Here is a 23,543-nt window from a genome sequence, read left to right on the forward strand (position 1 = left end):
TGACTCTACTCCTTATATGACGTTGTTGCGGCCTTCAGCGATGGCAGCAACAGCAGCAATTTCAGCTGCTTCACGTTCACGAACTGTTTGGCGCTCATCGGCATCCAAAGTATCAGCTGTGACTAAACCTAGTTCGATTTCGCGCAGGGCGATAACCGTTGGCTTGTCGTTCTCTTCTTCAACCATAGGGTCTTTACCCTGAACAGCGATTTGGCGAGCACGACGCGCTGCAACCAGAATCATATCAAAACGGTTGCCGATTTGGTTTACGGCATCTTCTACAGTTACGCGAGCCATGTTTGGAAACTCCAGTGTTTTATCGATTGAAAAAATGACGCAAAATTGTACATGAAGACAGTTAGCCTGCCAACAGATCTTTAATCATACCATTCTGCGTATGAATTTGGCTAGCAGAGGTTAATCTTTGACTGCGAATGATCGCTAATAAATCAGCCAATGCTTTGTCGAAATCATCATTAACGATAACGAAGTCATATTCATTGTAGTGTGACATCTCAGAAACTGCTTGTGCCATGCGGCCTGCAATCACTTCTGCGCTGTCTTGACCGCGGCCCGTTAAACGGCGCTCTAGCTCTGTTTTTGATGGCGGTAAAATAAAAACGCCAATCGATTCAGGCATTAGCTTTTTAACTTGTTGGGCACCTTGCCAGTCGATATCTAAAAATACATCGATACCTTTTGCCAACGTTTGCTCAATCGTGACACGTGAAGTGCCATAATAGTTACCGAATACTTCAGCCCATTCAAAAAAAGCTTCATCTGCGATTAGGCTCTTAAATTCGTCTTGATTGACGAAGTGATAATGTTGACCGTTTTCTTCACCTGGACGTGGTTGTCTTGTGGTGTGCGAAACTGAAACTTGCATATCTACAGGTTGATCCCTTAACAGGGCTGAAATAAGCGATGATTTACCTGCGCCACTTGGCGCCGAGACGATAAATAGGTTTCCGCGAGCGGTCATTAGCTGCTATATCCGATGTGTGCACTTAATTGGAGCGGTAAGCTCAAATCGTGCGGGTAAAAGATTAAGCGAGCCATTATACAGCCTAGGGTGATATTTGTGCTAGTCACAGATGCATTTATTGCGTATCTAAATGCTGTGTTTAACGGTTTTAAACTCAGTTTATAAAGCGGCTAAACTAGAGTTTATTGCCCGAAAACACTGACATTGAGGACTAAATTCGGTAGTCTACTTGTTTTGATTTTGTGCTTTCGCCTGAGCATAAATAGCTAATGCCGTAAGCCCTAAGTTGGATTGCGGCAACATATATTGAATTATGTAGGGTCAGTTGAAGTATGCAGATAAAGTCGGTTTTTTGTTTTGCGGGTTTAGATAATGCGCAACGTTTCGCATCGATTAGTGGGTTGGTTTATTTTGCGTTAATGCTTGCTGTGGTATTGCTTGGTCCTAGCGCTGGGCTATATATCCCTGCAATTATCTTGGCGCCAGTATTGGCATTAACAAGTTTACGTAGGCTGCGTGACTGCGCCAAACCAGCGCATTTTGTGTTGCTGACTTTATTACCTTTTCTCTTGGTACTCGTCACCCTAGTTCATATCCAAAGCATGATGTTGTTATTGACCTTAATGCTTGTGGCGGCGATGACTATTGGCTATTTAGCATTATTGCCTGCGGTAGCAAAAACACATTACGTTCAAGGTTATTCTGGTCCCGTTGATATGGCTGAGGTTGCACGTCCCGCGCGTAAAGACAATCCTCGCATGAGAGTTGAACCTACCTTAGGTGGTGCAGACTCTGCACTCAATGATGCTTTTATCGCTGCAGAGGTTGAAGTCGATCAAGACTCTGCTCAAGTGCAGTACGAAGCGCCACCATCAGAGAATGATTATCAGCAGCGTCGTCGTGAAAAACCGTCTAAATTTACTCTATTGCAGCTTGAACAATGGCTTCGAAACAATAAGAAAGGTGCCATGATTGGTGCTGCTGCAATCGTTGGCAGCATGTTGTTTATGAGTTTATGGTCCTTGCTTCCAGAGTCTGAGACAAGTGATAGCAAGCCTGAAGCTGTAGAAAACCAGGTAATTAGTGCGCCTGAAGCAAAACGTATTTCAACTACAATGCCTGATGGTTTTAGCTTGGTACTTGAAGACGATGTCTTAATTATGCGCTGGCTTGGTGACACTGGTTCGCCAACTAACTTGTGGTCATTAGCAACCGCTAAAGGTGATAAAACCTGTTCGCGTTTACGCTTTAACAATGGCACCGAATATCGACCAATGATAGTTGATTTACTTGCAGATACTGGCACTGAGGCACGTTTCTCTCCTTTAGATACAGAAGCGATTGTTGTTGATATGGCTCGCAGAGGTAACGTTAGCCTTTGTGGCTATAACTTTAGCCTCAAGGGCAGCCAAGCGGCCTTAGGCAAAGAAGCGGCTTTTAGAGATTACCTATAGGCAAGTGTTAGGCGTGCTATTTTTACGCTGGATCTTAGCTAATAGACTCATTAAACTGCCTCGCCTTGTCGCACGGCGATGCATTGATTGTTTGAGAGAGTGAAAATTTAATGACTAACCATAAGCCGGATCTCACTTTAGTTATCCTTGCTGCGGGTCTAGGTAGCCGATTTGGTGGCGATAAACAACTGGCACAGCTGGGACCTAACGGCGAAACCATGTTGGAGCTCTCGTTAGCAAGTGCTTACAAAGCCGGGTTTAATCGCGCAGTATTGGTTATTCGACCTGAACTAACCGCAATGCTTGATGAAGCGCTTGCGGGTAAGCTGGCTGATGACTTTAGCTGTGAATATTGCATTCAATCTATGGATGACTTGCCTGCAGGTGCTGCTAAATATGTTGATTTAGCCCAGCGTCAAAAGCCTTGGGGTACAGCCCATGCACTTTGGAGTGCTAGAGAGCATGTGCATGGCCCAATGGCGGTGATTAATGCCGATGATTTTTATGGCGACAGTGCTTTTAGTTTGTTAGCTGACGGTTTGGTTGCTGCTAATGATGACTGGATGATGGTCGCCTATCCAATAGGGCTGACACTGTCAGACAATGGTGGCGTTAATCGAGGCTTATGTCAGGTAGCCGCGGGAAAATTGGTTGACGTTGCCGAATGGCTAGACATTCGCTGTGAAGTATCAGGTTTAACGGGTACGTTAAACGAACAGCGGTTAGCGATTGCCGAAGATGCCGTGGTATCGATGACTTGTTGGGGCTTCAAAGCTGATATTTTTAGCGTAATTGAGCAGCAGTTTAATCACTTTCTTGAGCTTAATGGTCAACATCCAAAAGCTGAATGTTATTTACCAACGGTAGTGCAAGCTAGGCTCGATGAGCAGTCGGCTGCAATACCTAGCAAAACCGTTAATGTCAGTGTTGCTAAGGAATCTTGGTATGGCGTGACTTACCCTAAAGATGTGACTTGGGTGAGAGAGAAGCTACAACAAACACTGTGTAATCAGTAATAGTAGCAAGTTAAATCCTTTTTTTAATAAGAAGCTGCAGGGAACATCTGGATACGCAATGCCAGATAGCAGAGATACAGAAATACTGGAGTGTTGGGTGATTGATTTTATAAGACAAAATGTTTTGTCGCATTTTGGTGTTAATGCGGAAGACACCAAAGTGTCCTCGTTAGGAAATGGTCATATTAACCATACCTTTTTAGTGCGTGGCCAAGACCGAGAGTTTGTACTTCAGAAAATTAACACTGAAGTTTTTCAAACACCTACTGCACTGGTGAATAACGCCTTTAAAGTGAGCCAGCATTTGCAAGCTAAGGTCATTACTGGCGAGTACCTGTTAAAAGTTGTCGCGCCTGAAAGCACCAGTGATGATGAGCTGTATGTTGATCTTAACGAGCATGGCTTTTGGCGTGCGATTAACTATTTGCCATTTAGCCACAGTATTGACGTGGTGAGTTGTGAGGCTGACGCCGAAATAGCAGCAAAAGCTTTTGGACATTTTTCTAGTGCCTTGACCGATCTTGATGCTGAGTTACTAGAAGACGCTATTCCTAACTTCCATTTTTTGCCAGGGCGTATTGAGGCGTTAAAGCAAGCGGTTAGCAATAATAGCCACGGGCGAGCACAAGACTGCCAGCAATGGATTGATTTTGTGTTGTCTCAGCAATCTTTACTACAAGAGCTGCAAGACGTAGAAGCTAAACTGCCGCGACGCATTTGTCATAATGATACCAAAATCAACAATATGCTGTTTGATAAGCGTGACATGTCGAGCTTAGCTATTATCGATTTAGATACCTGCATGAAAGGTTATCTGATGTATGACTTTGGTGACATGGTACGTACTTTCTGCAGCCCAGAAGAGGAAGACTCTACCGCGCTAGACAAAGTGCAGGTACGAGAGTCTATTTTTGGTGCCATCTGTAAAGGTTATTTAAGCGAGCTGGGTGATGTGCTTTTAGATGATGAGCGCAAGAGCTTATGGCTTGGTGCAAGAGTCATGTGTTTGATGATTGGTGTGAGGTTCTTAACCGACCATTTAAATGGTGATGTGTATTTTCAAATTCACCATCAAGGCCACAACCTAGAGCGCGCTGCGAATCAGTTCACCATGTATCAAAGCTTATTAAACCAGCAAGACACATTAAGCGCTTACCTAAAATAGGTTTTTATTTAATACGGCCTAGGCAAAATCGTCGTTAGGAATAATAGTCGTTAGGAATAAGCCGAGCAGTTTGACCAATAGGTTGATACTGGCTCGGCTTATTTATTTGCTGCACTGTAAAGTCATGCCTCAGTGCCGGTTTTAGCAAATCATCAAACATCTCTACTTGCTGGTTAGCAGGGTTTAGCCAAGCATCAAGCACTTCACTATTTTGTGGCAGAATCAACGGACTGGCTTTGCTGTGATATGGCATTAAGTCAGGATGCGGTGGATTAGTGATAATAGAGCAAGATGTGATTGTTTCACCGGTTTTTGGGTGTTGCCAGTCTCGAAATAATCCGCCAAAAGCTATCGCTGAGTTCTCGGCGATAAAGTCGTGGTAATAGCTATCTTTACCTTTGTTTTCTGTTTCGCCAAAGCCGCTGGCTAGTACTAAACATCGGCTCTCTCTAAATGGCTGAAAGCCCGCGCTATTGGGCGTATTTAGTTTATCAAATCGGCTATTAAATGAAGTGTAACGGCTAGGCTTAAAGCCTTCGTAAGCGGTTTCAAGCAGTAACCACCAAGTGGCGGTCTGTAATCGGCGCTCGCCATCAATCTCACGCACAATACTGATGTCATTAGTCGGCATTTTAAAGCGTCCAAACAGCATCTGTTGCTGATTTTTAATCCGCAAGTCTTCCATCAATGCTTGTACAAACATGTCATCAATAATATTGAGTCGACCACACATGGAAATGTCTCTAATTGCCTAAGGTGTTGCTAAGAGTATGGCTGTTGTTGAAGCTAAACACTAGTAAGATAAGGCTTCTTGCTGAGCAGCTGAAGCTTGAATTGCAGAATATAAAAATGCCAGTAAGCAAGCTTACTGGCATTGTCTATTTAGTCACTCGATTAAACCAGCACTGGGCGAATAGTTCACTCGATGCTGATTTTCTCGATACTAGTTCACACGGTATTTGGCAATCAACTCTTCGTCTAGCTCGATACCTAAACCAGGCTTGTCGCAAACGGCTACATAGCCGTTGTCGAACTGCAGTTGGTTTTTCACTAAGCTAGTGAACAGTGGGCTGCTGCTCTGTGAGAATTCCATCAGCGTGCCTTGTTCGCAAGCCGCTAAGAAATGCACTGAAGCATGCAACAAAATGCCAGTGCTGAAACCATGAGGGATCAGCTGAGTACCGTTCATCTGTGCGATGTCGTAAATCTTCTTCATTTCAGTGATACCACCACAACGGGTGATGTCTGGCTGAACGATATCGGCATTAGACTTAGTGATAAATTCTTGGAACTCGTAACGCGTAGTCAAAGACTCACCGCCAGCAATCTTTTGCGACACTTGGCGTGATAGCTTTTCATAGCTGATCAAGCTGTCAGCTAATACCGGCTCTTCAATCCAGTTGAGGTTAAACTCTTCTAGACGCTTTGCCATCATGGCTGAATGACCACAAGTGTGCCACTTAGACGCTAAGTCGATCTGCACTTCCATCTCTGGACCCGCTGCTTCACGTACCGCTTTAACAATAGCGTAGTCAGTGTCTGGGTCATCGCCCATCACGCCGCCGCCAAACTTAATACTGGTAAAGCCTTGGTCTTTCAAGCTTTGTACTACGGCTACGTTGTCTTCTGGCTTGTCAGCTGGAATGAAAGTACCGTAACAACGGATTTTTTCACGGTACTTACCGCCTAGTAACGTATGTACTGGCACACCGTAGAACTGACCGGCGATATCCCACAGGGCGATGTCGATAGCGCTAATGGCGTGAATGCCAGCACCGCGACGACCCATGTAGTTAGAACCCCAGTACATCTTGTTCCACAGACGCTCAATTTCTAGCGCGTTTTCACCAATCAACAGACGCTTAAGACCGTTGCAGTAGAAGTTAGTTTGTGGTGCTTCGATACAAGCTTGAACCACTAGTGGGCTAGAGTCAGCTTCGCCAATACCCACGATACCTTTATCAGTGTGCACCTTAACGATGACGGCGTCTTCACCCCATTCACAATCGGCATCCATTGCTGGAACGCGTAGGTGGATCACTTCAATATCGGTAATTTTCAACATGATTTATTTCTCTGCAACGTCATCAAACTTGTGGTTTGATAGGAATTTCTTTAGACCGAACATACATAGCATGAGTACGATTACAAATGGTGCTGCAGTTAGGGTTACCGCTGTTTTCAATGTGTCTAGCGACGCATTGATATATAGCATTGCTAGCGGTAATAGACTTAGCATAATGCACCAGAACACGCGTAGTTCACGGCTTGGATCTTGACCTTGCTTAAGGTTCTTAGTACTTACCGCCGCTACAGTAAACGCAGTCGCATCTAAGTGAGAAGCTAGGAACAACATCATTAGTACGAAGTAGAATACTGACAAGATGGTACCAAATGGCAGGTTAGCAATTAGCTGAGCCACTGCGATGTCGCCATTAGCACTGTTTAGTAGTGCTGGAGCATTGATAACACCATCAACCATAGCGTCAACAGAGTAACCTGTTAGTGCGCCGAAGAAGAACCAACATCCCGCACAACCACCGGCAATCAGACCTAAAACTACTTGACGGATAGTACGACCCTTAGAGATACGGGTAACGAAGATTGCTACCGCTGGAGTGTAAGTGAACCAGTATAACCAGTAGAACACAGTCCAGTCTTTGTTGAAGGTGCCGCCATTGGTCGCGTCAGTGAATAGGCTCATCTCAACGAAGTTAGTCAGAGTCAGACCTAGTGAGTTAACAAAGAAGTCAACGATAAAACCAGTGTCACCTAGAACCAATACAATCACAGCAAACACAAAACACATGCCACAAGCTGCGTGAGCAATTTTTTGTAGGCCTTCAGCAATACCAATGTAAGAGCTTAAGGTAAATGTCAGAGTAATTAGTGGTAATAGAATCGTCTTCATCGCGAAGGTGTTTTCCATGCCAAACAGCTCAGCAAAACCAGTTGATACTGTGTTTACCGTAACTGTAGTGGTTAGGATAAGACCGCCAAACGTTGCGAATAGGAAAATAAGATCTAGCGTGCGACCCATAATACGGCTAGCCGTGCTGTCTTCTTTCATGCCAAGGATAGAGACCATTAGCGATGATAGGTTAAGACCTTTAGCGCGGTTTACGTGGAAGTGGTACGCCATTGCGATAGACGCAAGACCGTAGATAGCCCAAGGGGTAATCCCCCAGTGGAACATCACGTAAGACAAGCTAGTACGTAGCGCTTCGTTGCTCTGGCCTTCAATGTTTAGACCAATACCATTGTAGTAGTAAGCCCACTCCATAAACGCCCAGTACATGGTCGCCGAACCTAAACCAGCACAGATAAACATGAACAACCAGCTCATGTTGGTGTATTCAGGTGCGCCATCGCCAAGCTTAATAGTGCCGTAACGGCTGGTTGCGATGTACAACATGGTACAAACAGATGCAAAGGCAAACAGCTGAATGAAAGAACCAAAAGTATTGGTTAATGCTGCGAACGCAGTTTTACCCGCTGCTTGCACTTGATCTGGGTTAAATACCAGCATCATTACAACAGCAAATACTACTGCCAAGCTTACTGAGATCAGCAGCTTGTCGTTTTGCACTTTATCGTTTTGAACTGGGGATTGCTGGGGAGCATTTTGTTCTGCTGCCGGTGTCGCTGTTGTATCAGTCACGACTACATCCTTACAAAAGGTAGAAGTGCGGCTTACGTATATTAGGTAAACCACACAGGGAATTTTATTCGGGCGGATTTTGAGCGAGTTTGGCGCAGAGTGACAACAATAAAAGCTTATTTAGCTATTACCAAATGTAATAGTAAGAGCTAGGTCACGTAGGTGGTTTTACCATTGTGATGGCTTAAACATTAAACTTTCTGTAGTGATTTCTCAGTCGAGGTTGAGTCAGTGTGGTAGCTGTTAATAGCTTGTGTTGCTAACTCGGCACTTGTGTGGCCTACATCGCCTTTTTTAAGCCGCAACAGGTGATTGCCAGAGATACGGTGCTGCAAACAAAGTCGCCGAGGTTGTTGCATTAGCTGCTGTTATTAGCAAAAGAGATAGCGCTCAAAGTGGATGCTGCATCACATTTCATATAAACCAAGCCTATTTGAGCACACAAGATGGCGATTTATGGATTGAAAAATAGCAAAAAACAATTAAATTGTAGGATTGTCTGACAATTTATCGCTAGTAAGAATGAAAAAAGCCATCCAGCTCGACCCTAACGACAATGTAGCCACGCTACTTGTTGATGCCGTTAAAGGCGATGAGATAGAAATTATCTCTGCCAACAACCAAGTCATTGATGTTGTTACCTGCCTACAAGCCATTACTTTTGGTAATAAAGTGGCGTTAACTGATATTGCCGACCAGCAGCTTATTACTAAAGCGGGTTACCCAGTAGGTGTGGCGATTATGGCGATCCCTCGCGGCGAATTAGCCCATGTGCAAAATGTGCGTAGCCAACGATTAGATATTCCTGACAACATCATTGAAGAAATTATTAAACAGATGGGCATTGAGCAAGCATGATGAACACATTTATGGGCTTTGGCCGCGCAGACGGCACAGTAGGTATTCGTAATCATGTATTGATTATGGCGGTAGATGAATGTTGCGACGGCATAGCTCGCGCCATTGCCGACAGCATTGATAATGGCATTGTGGTCACCAACTACAACACCTGTATGTATGGTGGTAACGAAGAGATGATCAACACCATGGTACATACGGGCAATAACCCCAATGTTGCCGGTGTACTGGTGCTAGCTATGGGCTGTGGCAGTATCGATCCTGAAATCGTCTCCGCGCCTATTCGCGCTAGCGGTCGCCCAGCGTTTTCATTGGTGTGCATCAAGCAGCAAGGCACACGTGCGACCATTAACCAAGGTAAAGCATTAGCGCAAGAGTTACAGCAAGCGGCTAATGCCGCGCCGCGAATAGAAACGCCGATTTCTAAGCTAGTGGTTGGGGTAAAATGTGGTGGCTCTGATACCAGTTCTGGTATTGCCTCAAACCCAAGTGTTGGCCGCGCGGTTGATACCTTAGTGGATTTAGGCGCAACCGCGATTGCCGGTGAGCTGATTGAGCTTGTGGGCTGCGAAACTATTTTACGTCAGCGCGCGGTAACACCTGAAGTCGCTGACAAGCTAGAGCGTTTAATCCATGAAGAAGAAGCGCGCTGGCACGTAGACGGTGCAGAAGTAGAAACCATGAGTATTGGTAACAGTGTTGGCGGCTTAACGACGTTAGAAGAGAAGTCTTTTGGTGCACTGAGCAAAACCGGCACTCGCCCAATCCAAGGTGTGTTGCAGATAAACCATTTGGTGCATGAAAAACCAACCACGGCTGGTTTCTACCTATCAGAAGCCACACACTTGTGTGGTAGTGCAGGTATGCACTTTGCGGCATTGGGCGCCCATCTGATTTTATGGACAACCGGTGGTGCTGGTTTCAATAACCCTATCGTGCCAGTGATCCGTGTGAGCGGTAACCAATATTTACTAAATGAAGATATAGATATTGACGCTTCTGGTATCATGCGCGCCGAAGAAGGTGTAGAAAGTGTTGCAGAGCGCATCGTCGCCAAAGTTGGCTGTGTTGCCCAAGGGCAGCAGACCAATATTGAAGAGATTGGTTACAGCTATTGCAGCTTGTACCAAAAAGACCAACGCTTAGAAACGGTATTACGTTTTAAGCCTGGCTGCTAATCAGTTTTAACGTATTAGCAGTTAATAATTGTTAGCTGTTAATCGTTAATAGTGCAATGCCCTTATCCTACAACGTTGCGGTAGGGGCTTACCATCGCAGGATGTTATGAATACAACTCAAGTTAGTTCAGCAAGTGCCCGCTTACCGCAGTTATCTTGGTTTATGGCATTTAAAGCGGTGGCAGATAAGCAAAGCTTTACCGAGGCTAGCCGCGAACTGTGCCTAACTCAGTCAGCCATTAGCCAACAAGTGGCTAAACTTGAGGCAGTGCTGCGGACTAAGTTGTTTTATCGTGGTGGCAGGCAAATTCAATTAACCGAAGATGGTAAGCGATTACTGTTACAGATCAATCAACCGATCCAAGAGTTAATGGGCGTGGTTGACGGTTTCCATAATGATGCCGAGCACTACACGCTGCACATTGAGATGGAGCCAGTGTTTAGCCGCCAAGTGATCAGTAAATTACTGCCTAAGTTCTTGGCTCAGTACCCTAAGTTATTAGTCGGGCAGATGCTGACCACTAATCACTTTGACTTTTTACCGCAAACTGAGCTCGCTATTAAGTGGGGCGACGGTGAATGGGAAGGTTTTGATTCGCAGTTTTTGTGTAGTCTAGATTACGTGCCGGTGTGCTCGCCAGAGTACCTCAAGCGCAAACCGCTTACCAAGCCAGCAGACTTAGCCGATGCCAGTATTATTCATGACCGAGACAACTTCGACTGGCGCTATTGGCTAAATTATTATCCAGTGGCCAAGCTAGAGCTGCAAAAGTGCCACTACGCCAGTGAAAGCCAAGTGGTGATGTCGCTGGCCATGAGTGGCTTAGGTGTGGCAGTGTGTGCCCATCAGCAGATCCAAGAAGAGCTTGCCGATGGTCGTTTGGTGATGCCGTTTCCTGAGTTAAAAGTGCGCCATCAGCGGGCATATTATATTTTGACTCGTAAAAATAAGCCGTTATCGCCACAAGCCCATAGCTTTATCCAGTTTGTTCACCAAGCCATGCTGGAGTAGCTTCGACATTAGTCGAGTTTATTTCGCTTGTTTGGTTACTTAACATGATACCTACGCACTATTTGAGCCATCAGTAAACGATATGAAAATCATTAAAGAAAGTTTGGAGTCGCAAGCCATCCGTTATCTGCGCACGCATATATTGGAAGGCCATATCAAACTCGGCGAAAAGCTGGTGGAAAGCGCGTTAGCCAAGCAGCTAGAGCTGTCGCGCAGCACAGTGCGTATGGCGCTGAACTCGCTAGTCAATGAGGGCTTAGTCATTCAAAAGCCCTATTCAGGCTGGCAAGTGGTTGAGATAAATGAGCAAGACTTATGGGAGCTGTATCATTTACGTGTTGCGTTAGAAGGCGAAGCCGCTGCGATGGCAGCCAAGTGGGCCTGCAGCGACGATAAACGCCGCTTAGCGGATTTCTTTCAAGAGTATCAACTGTTGTGTTTACAGCACAGTGACGACACCCGCCGCATCAGTGTGATGGACTGGCAGTTACATCAGCTGATCATTGAGATCTGTGGCAGTGAACGCATGCTCAATCAATATAAGCAGATCTTATATCCACTGCAGGCCTACATTGCCATTACTCACCAAGATTACGACTTGTCGGATAGTGCCTCAAGCCATCAGGCATTAGTGCAAGCTATCTGTGCCGGCGACGCCGAAACCGCCGCCGAGCAAGCAAGAGCTAATATCACCCCGATGTTCCGTACTGATTTAGCGAAAAGTGATTTAGTAAAAACGGATTAATTACTCTCGTTTTTTAACGTTACACGCAACAGCATGTAAATTAAGTTGTAACGGTTATAGCGTGTAAAACAAAACAGGCCCATATGACGTTACGCCATATGGGCCTGCTGGCTAACTAGCTACTAATGCTGTGAACAATGAGCCGATTAAACAAAGCTCATAAACAAACCGGCAATGGTTGCCGCCATTAGGTTAGACAAGATACCCGCGAATAATGCTTTCAAACCTAGTGATGCAATCTCAGAGCGGCGCTCTGGCACTAAACCGCCAATACCGGCAATTGCAATCGCAACAGTACCAAGGTTAGCAAAGCCACACAGTGCGAATGATAAAATCACTTGGGTGCGCTCAGACATCGGCATACCCGTTGCTTCAACAATCGCATCACCGCTTAGGTATGGTGCTAGGTTGATATAAGCAAAGAACTCGTTAATCACAATCTTCTGGCCGATGAACGAACCTGCAAGTAGCGCTTCATCCCATGCCACCCCCATCAACCAAGCGATAGGGGCAAACACATAACCTAAAATTAGCTGCAAGGTTAGGCCGTCAAAACCAAACCAATTACCAATACCACCTAACATGCCATTCATTAGTGCCACTAAGCTGACAAAGGCAAATAGCATAGCGCCCACTGCCATAGCTAACGACAGGCCATTCATGGTGCCCGTTGTTGCCGCATCAATAATGTTGGCTGGTGGATTTTCCTCAACAACTGTTAGATCTTGGTCGTTTACTTTATCAGTTTGCGGAATTAATAACTTAGCAAACAGTAAACCACCTGGCGCCGCCATAAATGAGGCTGCTAACAGGTATTCCATCTTAATGCCTAGCTGGGCATAACCCGCTAGCATGGTGCCAGCAATCGAGGCTAAACCACCACACATTACTGCAAACAATTCTGCGCGGCTCATCTTAGGAATATAAGGCTTAATCAGCAGCGGCGCTTCGGTCACACCTAAGAAGATGTTAGCGCTAGCAGACATAGACTCTGCTTTGCTGGTATTAAGGATTTTTTGCAGCGCACCGCCCACGATGCGAACTACCCATTGCATAATGCCTAGGTAATATAGCACTGCTGAAATTGCCGAGAAAAACACGATAATCGGTAGCACTTTAAAGGCGATAACAAAGCCGCCTGGGCCAAACAGCTCATACATCTTATCGCTTACAAGGCCGCCAAACATAAACGACATGCCTTCGTTGCTGTAACCAATCACGGTCGAAACCGCTTCTGCCATATTAAAGATAACGGCCTGGCCGAACGATGAATAGATGACAAACGCACCCATGATTAACTGCAGTAAAAACGCCAAACCAACCGTGCGGTAGTTAATGGCTTTACGGTTTTCAGAGGCCAAAAAAGCCACGACAAGAATGGTGATGATGCCAACAATACTGATTAAAATTTGCATTGAATTTGTCTATTACTATCTAAGTTGATGTAAAGGGGAGGCTAATGTTCTCCCCGATTTTTAGAGCAATGTTTAAAGCATTCTTTAAAGCATTTTTTATAACAATGAAGCGTTAAATTAGCGTTTTAAAAGCGAGCGAAAGCGGGCGGGAATAGCATTGTTATTCCCGTCATTCATCTTGTTGATTAGATGTTTTTTTAACTGGCTTTAAAAGGTCTTAATTAATGCTTTGATGACATCAAGCACATAAACCTGACAATCAATCGCCGTTTGCGGCTCAAAGTCTTGCTTATGTTGGTCGGTATTAGACAGCACGCGAATACTCACAAAAGGCAGTTTGTAAGCTTCGGCAACTTGCGCAGCCGCAGAGGTTTCCATCTCTTCAACTGAAGTGCCCATGGTCTCGTGGAACCAGTTAATGCGGTCAACTTCGCGGTTCCATTCATCACAGCTACCAATTCTACCCACGACCACTTTGCCGTGGGTGTAGCTGCTTGCTTGCGACAGGGCGATTTCAACAAGTTTTGGGTCGGCTTTAAAGTGATTGTGCTCAACCACCACACCGTTTTCACGTAGGTACATTGGCATATCGAAGTTCTGCCAAGTAGTTGGGTGGATGCCTTGGCCTTTTTCCACGAACTCAATCTTGTAAGCGCCCATGTTAAAGCTGGTTTCACCAATGACGATGTCAGAGCGATAAAGCTTAGGATCGTGGCCACCAGAGGTGCCCTGATTGATGATCACTTTTGGCTGGTAATGCACAATGCCCAAAGTGGTAGAGGCGGCGGCGTTAGCCAAACCAATCTCGGTACGCGATACTACAACTGGGTAGCCATCTAATAGGCCTTGCCAGAACGTCCACGCACCAAATGTTTGTTGTTTTACATCACTAAGGGCGGCAACAAGCGTTTCGACTTCAACGTCCATCGCGCCTTGAACTAAGATAGGATTTAGCATTTTTGAGGGTAACTTTTCATTGTGTGACTGTTCAGAGTTTACGTGTTCAGGGTCTAACTTTTCAGCTGTTGGCTGCTCGCAAGTTGGCATGACAAATAACTTCGAATGGAAAGTGCGCGGATGGTAGCAACGAGATTTAGGCTAAACAACGAAATGAAAAGTAAAATACTTGTTGCGGTTTCGGTGGCCTAAAAAGTGCTCAGTTTTTAGCTTTTGTAGCTAAATTCATGCAGCTGTAACCACTTATTTTGTAAGGATATTTCAAAAGGCGTTTATTTGTTGAGCGCGTCGCGTTTGGCAATGATTTTAAATTAGAAAACAGTGTTTAAAAAAACAGGCTAGTTAGTGGGGCGAATTAGAGCTGAGTAGGACAGAGTTGGCGGTGGAAAGTGAGGAATCCGCGGCTTGAAGGGGCTCTGAAATTGTCAAAAAAGGAGGCTTTCGCTTGCTAAGATGAGCGAGTGGCGCACTTCTACTTTGAGAAAGGGCCACTCATTTTATCATTGGGAATAGGCTGGTGGTGTGTTTAGCAAAGCTACCTATCAGCCAACAGCTAGCTTAGCTGTGTCATGCCACATATATGCAGGCATAGCTTGTTTTAGCTTCCATGTAATATTCATTGGTTGAGAGCCTTCATACTTAACAAAGTCTACTGGTCCAAAATTGACAAATCCCATGGTTTTCCCATATTCATCTTTAGCTTGTTCTCTAACAAATAAGATGAACGTCTTGTTGTTTTCTTGCTGCGTTATATAGCCTAATCCTCTACCTGAGGTTGGCTTGGCACTGTTCTGGGTTTGCCAATGAAATAGCGTGGGGCTGATCGCGTAGTCATGGTACATGGTTGTTGCTGAAAACTGCTTTTCGCATTTATCTAAGGTAACAAACAGCAGTTCAGTATTGGCACCTGCAATATTAAGTACACCTTCTCTACTGGATGATTTCTTATCAAATGTACTATCACCAAACGCGACCAATATGTGTTCTTTGGGATAACGTACATGCATCTTTAACGGAGAGCCATCCACCACAATATTACCTACGGCAGGCATCTTAAATTCTTGTGTGGCTAAGCGTTCAATAAGCAGTGAAATAACGTCATTAAGCTCGTCTTGTAGTTTCTTATGTTTTAGCGCAAGTAAACTCTGCTCAATGGTATCAAATCCGGCTTGCTTACCCGTTTTATCCCAAAAGTCATAATGACACATGGTTGAGAAAACTGGACGGTGTTGTTCTGCATCAGACCCTACAGCAGCTTGAGTGGTCACTGATAAGTTGTTTCCATATAATGCTTTGATAAACCGCAAATAAGAGATAGAAGTGCAGCTTAATAAGCGATTGTTGATTGCACGATAGTAAGCGGCATAAATGTCTAGTTCGTTCTGCTGTATTTCTTCACCGCGGCTTGTTTCTACAAGTGCTCGCCAACCACCAAACTTACCTACTTTTACTTTATAGATATCCTCTAATGACAAGTCAGGATAGATATGCAGAAAGTTTGCTAGCGTAAGAGGTAAATCTGTCACGTTAGGGTAGCTTGAAATTAAGCCAAGCAGTCTGTTTTTGTTTAAGGTTGCTAGCGATATGTTCCTTAAGATCATTTGCTGCGTTTTTTCTTGAAGTTCTATTCGGCAGCCCAAAGGTAAATGTGGAAACCCTTGTTTGATCTCCTTTGAAATAGATTGGTTGGTTTTGCCGATAAGCGCTCTAAACTTATGCGAAAAGTCATACTCAGGACGAGAGTTACCAACGAAATCAATGACGGTACAGCACTCTTTATCTTTAGTCAGTCGTAAGCCACGACCTAATTGTTGAAGAAAGATAGTCAGACTTTCTGTTGGTCTTAAAAACAGTAATGTGTCTAGCTCCGGAATATCGACACCTTCGTTGAATATATCAACCACAAACAACACGTTAATTTCTTTTGATTTCAAACGTTGCAGCTGAATGTCTCGTTCTTTTGAATTGTCACTGGTGAGTACGCCGCAAGGGATATTGCTTAAAGTGAACTTTTGCGCCATGAATTTAGCGTGATCTTTACTTACGCAAAACGCCAATGCGCGCATCTGCGATATGTCTGTAATGATCTCTTCTAAGCTTTGCAGTATTCGCAAGACTCTTTGGTCATTGTGTGTGTAGAGTTTAGTTAGTTCGGCGACATCATAACGGCCTTTTGCCCATGAAACCTTTGTGAGATCGGTGTCATCATCAATTGCGAAGTATTGGAACGGTGATAAATGACGTTGATTAATAGCTTCTGGTAACCTGATTTCAGCTGCAATGACATTACAAAAGTCTTTAAGAATATCAGCGCCATCATGGCGTTCTGGTGTGGCTGTTAAACCGAGTAAAACTTGTGGCGTAAAGTGTTTTAGAATAGCTCGATAACTGTTTGCTGCAACGTGATGGACTTCATCGATAACAATGTAATCAAAGTACCCTTCGGTTAATTGAATCGTCGCTAGCTGATTGTTTAAGCTTTGGATAGATGCAAACAACTGATTAAACCTTTGTGGTTTATTTTGTCCTACGAGCAATTCGCCAAATTGGTTGTTTTTTAACACACCGCGATATGCACTTCTCGCTTGTTTTAAGATTTCCTCTCTATGCGCTAAAAATAAAAACTTAGCCTCAGGATTCTCTGCATAAAATTCAGCGAAATCAAATGCTGAGATAATCGTTTTGCCTGTGCCTGTCGCTGCAACGACAAGGTTTCGATACCTACCGTGTAGCTCACGTTCTACTTTTAGTTTGTCTAAAATAGCTCGCTGATGTGAGTGAGGTTTTATATCAAAATAAAAGCTTTGTGCGGATGTATCGTAAGTGCCTCTGGCTTCTTGCAAGGCGTTAACTAAGCGCTCTTTGCTTTGGGTTTTACCATCAAAATATTCAAAATCTGGTGACTCCCAGTAGGTTTCAAATGTACTGAGAGATTTTTCAATAATATGCGGGATCTCTTGCGATGTGATCTTTAAGTTCCACTCTAGCCCACTAGTTAAGGCAGAGTGTGACAGGTTAGATGAACCGATATAACCAGTATGAAAGCTCGAGTTACGCATAAATAAATAGGATTTTGCGTGTAAGCGTTCTCTATTGGTGTTGTAGCTCAGTTTCACTTGCGTATTTGGCAAAGCTGCCAAAAACTCAACAGCTTTGGCATCTGTCGCGCCCATATAGGAGGTGGTGATAATCTTTAGCTGTTTACCGCTGCGAGTAAATTCTTCAAGTTCTTTTTTAAAGATCCTGATCCCAGCCCATTTGATAAATGAGACTAGCCAATAGATCTTATCAGATGACTGGATTTCACGTTTAATCTCAGTTTCAAGAGATACGCCTGCATTACTTCCGCAAAATAACTCGCTCTGAGTGAGTCCTGTTAGCGGCATAACGCCTTCAATATACTTTGGGAAATCTGAGGATATTGGGTTTTGCTTGTCGAGCAATGCAGTCAGGATCTTGCCTTGGCTATCAATCAGATTTTCGGTGATGAGCTCACTATCTGCAATGTTAGCACTAAGCCATTCGATGACTTTATTGGCTAAACTTATTTGCTCAAAAACACGGTTATCGCTACTAGGTACTGAGTCTATCGCTATTTCGATAATTCGAGTTAAAAAGCGAGAGAGCCAAGAGGCGGCTTCACCATTCTCTAATGAACGTTCGCCAACATAGAAAGCTTTTCGATCTAATTTCTGCTCGACTAACTGAGTTATCAGTTGCTCGTATACGCCGGTTTGATTCATTAAAAGTGCTTTGATTATTTGAAGTTAGCTAAGAATAACTGAATTGATTAATAGAAATAAGTAGTGACGTTAAAACTAATCACCTGAACTTAAAATACTGATCCACAGCCAATTAAAAGCCCAGCATTTAGCTGGGCTCTACTAATATATTACTGCTTGTTTTTCAAAGCGACTTATCCAAACGCAGAAAGCTTATTCCACGTTCTGGATCTGTTCGCGCATTTGCTCGATAAGTAATTTTAAGCTCTACCGCTGCTGCAGTGACTTCGGCACTGATTGACTTAGACGCTAGGGTGTTTGACTCACGGTTAAACTCTTGCATCATAAAGTCTAGACGGCGACCTTGTGCGCCACCTTTCTTAAGAATGCGGCGCGTTTCTGCGACGTGAGCGTCAAGACGATCCATCTCTTCGGCAACGTCCATCTTCTGCGCTAGCAGAACAATCTCTTGCTCTATACGAAAAGCCTAGTAATAAACCTAAACTCAATTACATTATGAGTACACGCTATAGCGTGTAGTTAGTGGTTTAACGCTTATAGCGTGTAAAACTAGATTTAATGCTTATAGCGTGTGAAACCTTATTTAACGGTTGCAGCGTGTGAAACTTGATTTACCTGCTTTAGCGTGTAAAGTAGAGTTAAGGTTAACTCTACAGGTAGTGTTCATGAAGGTGACAAACTCAAAGCAGCTTAGCGCATATCTTAAAGATGCACGGCTGAATATGAAGCTCTCGCAAAGCAAGGTAGCTAGTAAAGTTGGCATTCGTCAGGATACCGTTTCAAGCTTTGAGCAGAACCCAGACTCGACCAAGCTAGAGACGCTGTTTAAAATTCTGTCAGCACTTAATCTAGAGTTGGATATAAAGGTTAGAAATTCAGAACTCGCGGAACGCCTGAACGATGATAAAAGCACTGCCCCCGAGCAAGAGTGGAAGGAGGAGTGGTAATGGCTGTTCTTGATGTTTATATGAATGGCTATTTGGTTGGGCAATTGACTAAGTCGACTACTGGTTCTCATTTGTTCAAGTACACCCGTCAGTGGCTTGATACTTCAGGAAGTCGACCTATTTCACTGTCTATGCCATTGCGTTCGAAAGTGTATAAAGGTGACGAAGTTTATAACTTCTTTGATAATTTATTGCCAGATAACATGGAGGTGAGAAACAGGATTGTAGCTCGCCATAATGCGCAATCGACTCAAGCGTTCGATCTACTCGCTAAAGTCGGCCAAGACAGTGTTGGAGCATTGCAGTTAGTACCCCATGAACAGCCCCCCTTTGAGGTTAAAAAGATTGAAGCTAAGCCTTTATCTGATGAGGCATTGGAAAAGGTGCTTAAGGGCTATCAGTCAGATATCCCGCTTGGCATGTTAGCCGATGAGGATGATTTTCGGATCTCAATTGCGGGAGCTCAAGAGAAGACGGCTTTACTTAATTTAGATGGCCGATGGCAGCTTCCAATTAAAGCGACACCGACTACACATATCATTAAGTTGCCTATTGGTGAGATACAGAGCCATTCATTTACTATTGATATGGCTGATAGCGTTGAAAACGAATACCTGTGCATGATGATTGTGAGTGAGTTTGGCTTAGATGTGCCGCATTGCTCAATAATTAAGGTGGGTGATATTAAGGCGCTGGCAGTCGCACGTTTTGATCGTAAATTATCTAGTGATAGCCAATGGATTATGCGATTGCCACAAGAGGACTTTTGCCAGACATTAAATATTCCATCGGCTAAAAAGTATGAAAGTCATGGTGGCCCTGATATTGAGCACATCATGCCTTATTTATTGGGCTCTATGAACTCAGAAGCAGACAGGTATAACTTTATGAAATCGCAAGTGCTGTTCTGGCTTTTAGCGGCGACAGACGGGCATGCTAAGAACTTCTCACTCTTCATTGAGGCCGGTGGCGGGTATCGACTTACTCCCTTTTACGACATTATATCCATGTATCCAGTTATTGGTGGTAAGGGCCTAAATATTCGTGATGCTAAGCTTGCGATGGGACTTAAAGCGACTAAAGGCAAGAAGTATCAAATAGCCCAGATTTTCCCAAGACACTTTATGCAAACTGCAAAGGCTATTGGGTTTGATACCCAGACTATGACTGCCATTTTACGAGAGGTTGCTGATTCAGTCGATGATGTGATTATGAGGGTAAAGGCTCAGCTGCCGGGTGACTTTCCTGTACATATAAGAGATTCGATTCTCGATGGTTTAAAGGATAGAGCAAAACGACTGACGGCTGAGTAATTAGGAGTTAAGGTTCCAGTCAAAGAGCTTAATTCTCTCGAAAAAGGCAAACAAAAGCCCAGCGATAAACTGGGCTTAAAAGCACTAATTTGAATCGATAGAGACTTACTCTACGTTCTGAATTTGCTCACGCATTTGCTCAATCAATACTTTAAGTTCTACCGCTGCTGCAGTGACGTCGTTGCTGATTGACTTAGACGCTAGGGTGTTTGACTCACGGTTAAACTCTTGCATCATAAAGTCTAGACGGCGACCTTGTGCGCCACCTTTCTTAAGAATACGGCGTGTTTCTGCTACGTGGGCGTCAAGACGGTCCATCTCTTCGGCAACATCCATCTTCTGCGCTAGCAATACCATCTCTTGCTCCATACGAGCAGGGTCAAGTTCACCGGTGATTTCAGCTAAACGGTTAGTTAGCTTGTCACGCTGCCATTGCATAACGGTTGGCATGTGGCCACGTACAACTGCTACTTGCTCAACGATTTGGTCTAAGCGAGTTTGTAGCATGGTGTTGATTGCGTCACCTTCACGGCCACGGGCTTCGATAAACTGATCGATTGCCGCATCAAAAGCCACTAACAACTCTTTACCTAGTGCGTCCATGTCTTGCTCTGAGCCTGACATCACACCTGGCCAGCGTAGTACGTCAACCACGTTTAGCTCGCCTTGGCCCGCTTCGTTCTTCACCCAGTTAGCGGCATTGATAATTTGCTTAGCTAGATCTTGGTTTAGCTGTAGCTCGCTATCGCTCTTTTCGTTTAGGTCATAGCGAAGGTTTACTTCGATTTTACCGCGGTTTAAGCGTTTACGTAGACGATCTCTAAGAACAGGCTCCAAGCTGCGGAAATGTTCTGGTAGGCGCAAGTAAGTTTCTAGGTAGCGCTGGTTAACTGAACGGATTTCCCATGAGGCGGTGCCCCAATCTGCTTTGTGCTCAATGCGAGCGTAGGCTGTCATGCTTTGGATCATTGATGATTTCCAGTGTGATTCGTCTAAGTGAATTGTGATTATATACCCAAACAAATTTAAGGTGCAGGCTTTAGTGGTAAATTTGCTCATGCAGGCGTGATAACAAGGCGCTGTTGTCGGCTTTTATTCATAGATTGCGGTTATTGCGAGCTTATGCGCAAAATCAGAAGGCTGTTTTCTGCTGAGTTTACGGATTCAGATAGCATAGTGGCGCACATGTCCCTATAATATGCAGCCAAATTACCCCATGCCCTTAAATACAGGAATTCATCATGCGCCCAAGCAACAGAACTCCAGCACAGTCTCGCCCTGTGACTATTACTCGCCAGTTTACTGCTCATGCCGAAGGTTCGGTTTTAGTAGAATTTGGTGACACCAAAGTACTGTGTACCGCTAGTTTTGAAGAAGGCGTACCGCGTTTCCTTAAAGGCCAAGGCCAAGGTTGGGTAACTGCTGAATATGGCATGCTGCCACGTTCTACTCATAGCCGTATGCAGCGTGAAGCCGCTCGCGGTAAGCAGTCTGGTCGTACTCAAGAAATCCAACGTCTAATTGGCCGTTCACTACGTGCTGCTGTAGACATGAAGCTACTAGGCGAAAACACTATCGTTATCGACTGTGACGTGATCCAAGCGGACGGTGGTACTCGTACTGCTGCGATTACTGGCGCATGTGTTGCGTTAGTTGACGCGCTTAACTGGGCTCGTGGTAAAGGCATCTTGAAGACTAACCCGCTTAAGTTCCTGATTGCTGCGGTAAGTGTTGGTATTTATAAAGGCGAGCCAATCTGCGATTTAGAATATATCGAAGACAGCGCTGCTGAAACTGACATGAACGTGGTAATGACTGAGACCGGTAAGATCATTGAGATCCAAGGTACTGCAGAAGGTGAACCATTTAGCCACGAAGAGCTATTGAGCCTACTTGATTTGGCTAAGCACGGTATTCGCGAAATCGTTGATATCCAGAAAGCTTCGTTAAGCTAATCATCGTTTTTGTTATTAGGGCCCTACGGGGTCCTTTTTGTAAGTAAAGAAAACCAAATAATATTAAATAATACGCAAAGTATTACCCCTACATTTTTAAGGAGAGATTGTGAAAGCCTATCAACGTGAGTTTATTGAATTTGCCCTAGAACGTCAGGTACTTCGATTTGGCGAATTTACGTTAAAGTCAGGCCGCACTAGCCCTTATTTCTTTAACGCTGGCCTATTTAATACGGGTCGTGACTTAGCGCGTCTAGGTCGTTTTTATGCTGCGGCGCTAGTTGACTCAGGTATTGAGTATGACTTGCTATTTGGCCCTGCATACAAAGGTATTCCAATCGCAACCACTACTGCGGTAGCACTGTGCGATCACCACGATATCGACATGCCTTACTGCTTTAACCGTAAAGAGAAGAAAGATCACGGTGAAGGTGGCAGCTTGGTGGGTAGCGAGCTGCAAGGCCGCGTAATGTTGGTTGATGATGTGATCACAGCCGGTACCGCGATTCGTGAATCTATGGAAATCATTGAAGCGCATAAAGCAGCATTGGCTGGTGTGTTGATTGCACTAGACCGCCAAGAGAAGGGCAAGGGCGAGCTTTCTGCGATTCAAGAAGTTGAGCGCGACTTTGGCTGTGACATCGTGTCTATCATCAAGCTTGAAGACTTGATTAACTACTTGTCTGAAAAGTCAGGTATGGAAGCAGAGCTTGCAACGGTAAGCGCTTATCGCGACCGATACGGGATTTAAGCTTTTAAGTCCTAGATTCTAGGTAAAGCATCTTAACCTTGTAGGTCGGCATTTATGCCGTCAGTTATTCTGGTTTTGTCGTCAATGCTGATGGGCTAAAGCCCAACCTACATAAAGCAAGCGTGTGTAGGTCGGCATTTATGCCGTCAGTTATTCTGATTTTGTCATCAATGCTGATGGGCTAAAGCCCAACCTACGTAAAGCAAGCGTGGTAGGTCGGCATTGATGCCGTCAGTTATTTGGATTTTGTCATCAATGCTGATGGGCTAAAGCCCAACCTAGATAAAGCAAGCGTGTGTAGGTCGGCATTGATGCCGTCAGTTATTTGGATTTTGTCATCAATGCTGATGGGCTAAAGCCCAACCTAGATAAAGCAAGCGTGTGTAGG

At 44.5% G+C, this 23,543-nt stretch carries 20 protein-coding genes and 1 pseudogene; 11 read left to right on the top strand and 10 right to left on the bottom strand.

The annotated features are described in order from the left end of the window. Positions 1 to 12 precede the first annotated feature (12 nt). Together rpoZ and gmk are read right to left on the bottom strand one after the other, a co-directional pair. On the bottom strand, positions 13 to 297 hold the full coding sequence (gene rpoZ, locus L2748_RS17520) for a DNA-directed RNA polymerase subunit omega (RefSeq protein ID WP_012004474.1): 285 nt from the start codon (positions 295 to 297) through the stop codon (positions 13 to 15). A gap of 61 nt (positions 298 to 358) precedes the next feature. Then, positions 359 to 982, bottom strand: coding sequence for a guanylate kinase (gene gmk / locus L2748_RS17525; RefSeq protein ID WP_220780444.1), 624 nt, complete (start codon positions 980 to 982; stop codon positions 359 to 361). Between the two features lie 335 nt (positions 983 to 1,317). Here gmk and L2748_RS17530 point away from each other — a divergent pair, with 335 nt between their 5' ends. The 3 genes from L2748_RS17530 to L2748_RS17540 all read left to right on the top strand — a co-directional run bounded on the left by L2748_RS17530 (position 1,318) and on the right by L2748_RS17540 (position 4,620). After that, entirely contained in the window at positions 1,318 to 2,439 is a 1,122-nt protein-coding gene (locus L2748_RS17530) for a DUF805 domain-containing protein (RefSeq protein WP_220780443.1), read from the top strand. A gap of 110 nt (positions 2,440 to 2,549) precedes the next feature. Continuing rightward, positions 2,550 to 3,455: an NTP transferase domain-containing protein gene (locus L2748_RS17535; RefSeq protein ID WP_220780442.1), complete on the top strand. Its 906-nt coding sequence runs from the start codon at positions 2,550 to 2,552 to the stop codon at positions 3,453 to 3,455. A gap of 97 nt (positions 3,456 to 3,552) precedes the next feature. After that, a complete protein-coding gene (locus L2748_RS17540) occupies positions 3,553 to 4,620 on the top strand; it encodes a phosphotransferase enzyme family protein (RefSeq protein WP_220780481.1) in 1,068 nt (355 codons plus the stop codon). Between the two features lie 34 nt (positions 4,621 to 4,654). Here L2748_RS17540 and L2748_RS17545 read toward each other — a convergent pair whose 3' ends face one another. The 3 genes from L2748_RS17545 to L2748_RS17555 all read right to left on the bottom strand — a co-directional run bounded on the left by L2748_RS17545 (position 4,655) and on the right by L2748_RS17555 (position 8,281). Then, the gene (locus L2748_RS17545; RefSeq protein WP_220780441.1) at positions 4,655 to 5,353 is read right to left on the bottom strand and encodes an SOS response-associated peptidase family protein; all 699 of its coding nucleotides are present in this window, start codon (positions 5,351 to 5,353) and stop codon (positions 4,655 to 4,657) included. A 210-nt stretch (positions 5,354 to 5,563) separates the two neighbouring features. Next, positions 5,564 to 6,685 carry a mandelate racemase/muconate lactonizing enzyme family protein gene (locus tag L2748_RS17550; protein WP_220780440.1) on the bottom strand — a complete coding sequence of 374 codons (1,122 nt, stop codon included), beginning with the start codon at positions 6,683 to 6,685 and terminating at the stop codon, positions 5,564 to 5,566. A 3-nt stretch (positions 6,686 to 6,688) separates the two neighbouring features. Continuing rightward, complete coding sequence (locus L2748_RS17555) at positions 6,689 to 8,281, bottom strand: BCCT family transporter (protein WP_220780439.1); 1,593 nt, start codon at positions 8,279 to 8,281, stop codon at positions 6,689 to 6,691. Between the two features lie 522 nt (positions 8,282 to 8,803). On the opposite strand from L2748_RS17555, the gene L2748_RS17560 reads away from it, so the two are divergent. From L2748_RS17560 to L2748_RS17575, 4 genes are all read left to right on the top strand, one after another. Beyond that, positions 8,804 to 9,139 carry an SAF domain-containing protein gene (locus L2748_RS17560; RefSeq protein ID WP_220780438.1) on the top strand — a complete coding sequence of 112 codons (336 nt, stop codon included), beginning with the start codon at positions 8,804 to 8,806 and terminating at the stop codon, positions 9,137 to 9,139. Beyond that, complete coding sequence (locus L2748_RS17565; RefSeq protein WP_220780437.1) at positions 9,136 to 10,317, top strand: UxaA family hydrolase; 1,182 nt, start codon at positions 9,136 to 9,138, stop codon at positions 10,315 to 10,317. The genes L2748_RS17560 and L2748_RS17565 overlap by 4 nt, the downstream gene beginning before the upstream one ends. Before the next feature lie 106 nt (positions 10,318 to 10,423). Next, positions 10,424 to 11,329 carry a LysR substrate-binding domain-containing protein gene (locus L2748_RS17570; protein WP_220780436.1) on the top strand — a complete coding sequence of 302 codons (906 nt, stop codon included), beginning with the start codon at positions 10,424 to 10,426 and terminating at the stop codon, positions 11,327 to 11,329. A gap of 82 nt (positions 11,330 to 11,411) precedes the next feature. Further along, on the top strand, positions 11,412 to 12,074 hold the full coding sequence (locus L2748_RS17575) for a GntR family transcriptional regulator (RefSeq protein WP_220780435.1): 663 nt from the start codon (positions 11,412 to 11,414) through the stop codon (positions 12,072 to 12,074). A gap of 146 nt (positions 12,075 to 12,220) precedes the next feature. Here L2748_RS17575 and L2748_RS17580 read toward each other — a convergent pair whose 3' ends face one another. The 4 genes and pseudogenes from L2748_RS17580 to L2748_RS17595 form a co-directional block, all read right to left on the bottom strand. Continuing rightward, positions 12,221 to 13,489 carry a NupC/NupG family nucleoside CNT transporter gene (locus L2748_RS17580; protein ID WP_220780434.1) on the bottom strand — a complete coding sequence of 423 codons (1,269 nt, stop codon included), beginning with the start codon at positions 13,487 to 13,489 and terminating at the stop codon, positions 12,221 to 12,223. A 207-nt stretch (positions 13,490 to 13,696) separates the two neighbouring features. Further along, entirely contained in the window at positions 13,697 to 14,536 is an 840-nt protein-coding gene (locus L2748_RS17585; RefSeq protein ID WP_220780433.1) for a 5'-methylthioadenosine/S-adenosylhomocysteine nucleosidase, read from the bottom strand. A 452-nt stretch (positions 14,537 to 14,988) separates the two neighbouring features. Continuing rightward, positions 14,989 to 18,189, bottom strand: a complete 3,201-nt coding sequence (locus tag L2748_RS17590; RefSeq protein WP_220780432.1) for a DUF3427 domain-containing protein — start codon at positions 18,187 to 18,189, stop codon at positions 14,989 to 14,991. 192 nt (positions 18,190 to 18,381) lie between these two features. Then, positions 18,382 to 18,649 (bottom strand): annotated as a pseudogene (locus L2748_RS17595) (endoribonuclease YicC domain-containing protein); the annotation flags it as partial. A gap of 205 nt (positions 18,650 to 18,854) precedes the next feature. Here L2748_RS17595 and L2748_RS17600 point away from each other — a divergent pair. Together L2748_RS17600 and L2748_RS17605 are read left to right on the top strand one after the other, a co-directional pair. Continuing rightward, positions 18,855 to 19,136 (top strand): helix-turn-helix domain-containing protein, encoded by a 282-nt coding sequence (locus tag L2748_RS17600; protein ID WP_220780431.1) that lies wholly within the window; start codon positions 18,855 to 18,857, stop codon positions 19,134 to 19,136. After that, positions 19,136 to 20,449, top strand: a complete 1,314-nt coding sequence (locus tag L2748_RS17605) for a type II toxin-antitoxin system HipA family toxin (RefSeq protein ID WP_220780430.1) — start codon at positions 19,136 to 19,138, stop codon at positions 20,447 to 20,449. The genes L2748_RS17600 and L2748_RS17605 overlap by 1 nt, the downstream gene beginning before the upstream one ends. 105 nt (positions 20,450 to 20,554) lie before the next feature. On the opposite strand, the gene L2748_RS17610 is transcribed toward L2748_RS17605, so the two are convergent. Beyond that, positions 20,555 to 21,418, bottom strand: coding sequence for a YicC/YloC family endoribonuclease (locus tag L2748_RS17610; protein WP_220780429.1), 864 nt, complete (start codon positions 21,416 to 21,418; stop codon positions 20,555 to 20,557). A gap of 272 nt (positions 21,419 to 21,690) precedes the next feature. On the opposite strand from L2748_RS17610, the gene rph reads away from it, so the two are divergent. Together rph and pyrE are read left to right on the top strand one after the other, a co-directional pair. Continuing rightward, the gene (gene rph / locus L2748_RS17615; protein WP_012157036.1) at positions 21,691 to 22,404 is read left to right on the top strand and encodes a ribonuclease PH; all 714 of its coding nucleotides are present in this window, start codon (positions 21,691 to 21,693) and stop codon (positions 22,402 to 22,404) included. A gap of 109 nt (positions 22,405 to 22,513) precedes the next feature. Then, positions 22,514 to 23,155 (top strand): orotate phosphoribosyltransferase, encoded by a 642-nt coding sequence (gene pyrE, locus L2748_RS17620; protein WP_220780428.1) that lies wholly within the window; start codon positions 22,514 to 22,516, stop codon positions 23,153 to 23,155. Positions 23,156 to 23,543: the final 388 nt, after the last annotated feature.

The sequence above is a fragment of the Shewanella sairae genome (assembly GCF_023283535.1).
GTDB lineage: Bacteria > Pseudomonadota > Gammaproteobacteria > Enterobacterales > Shewanellaceae > Shewanella > Shewanella sairae.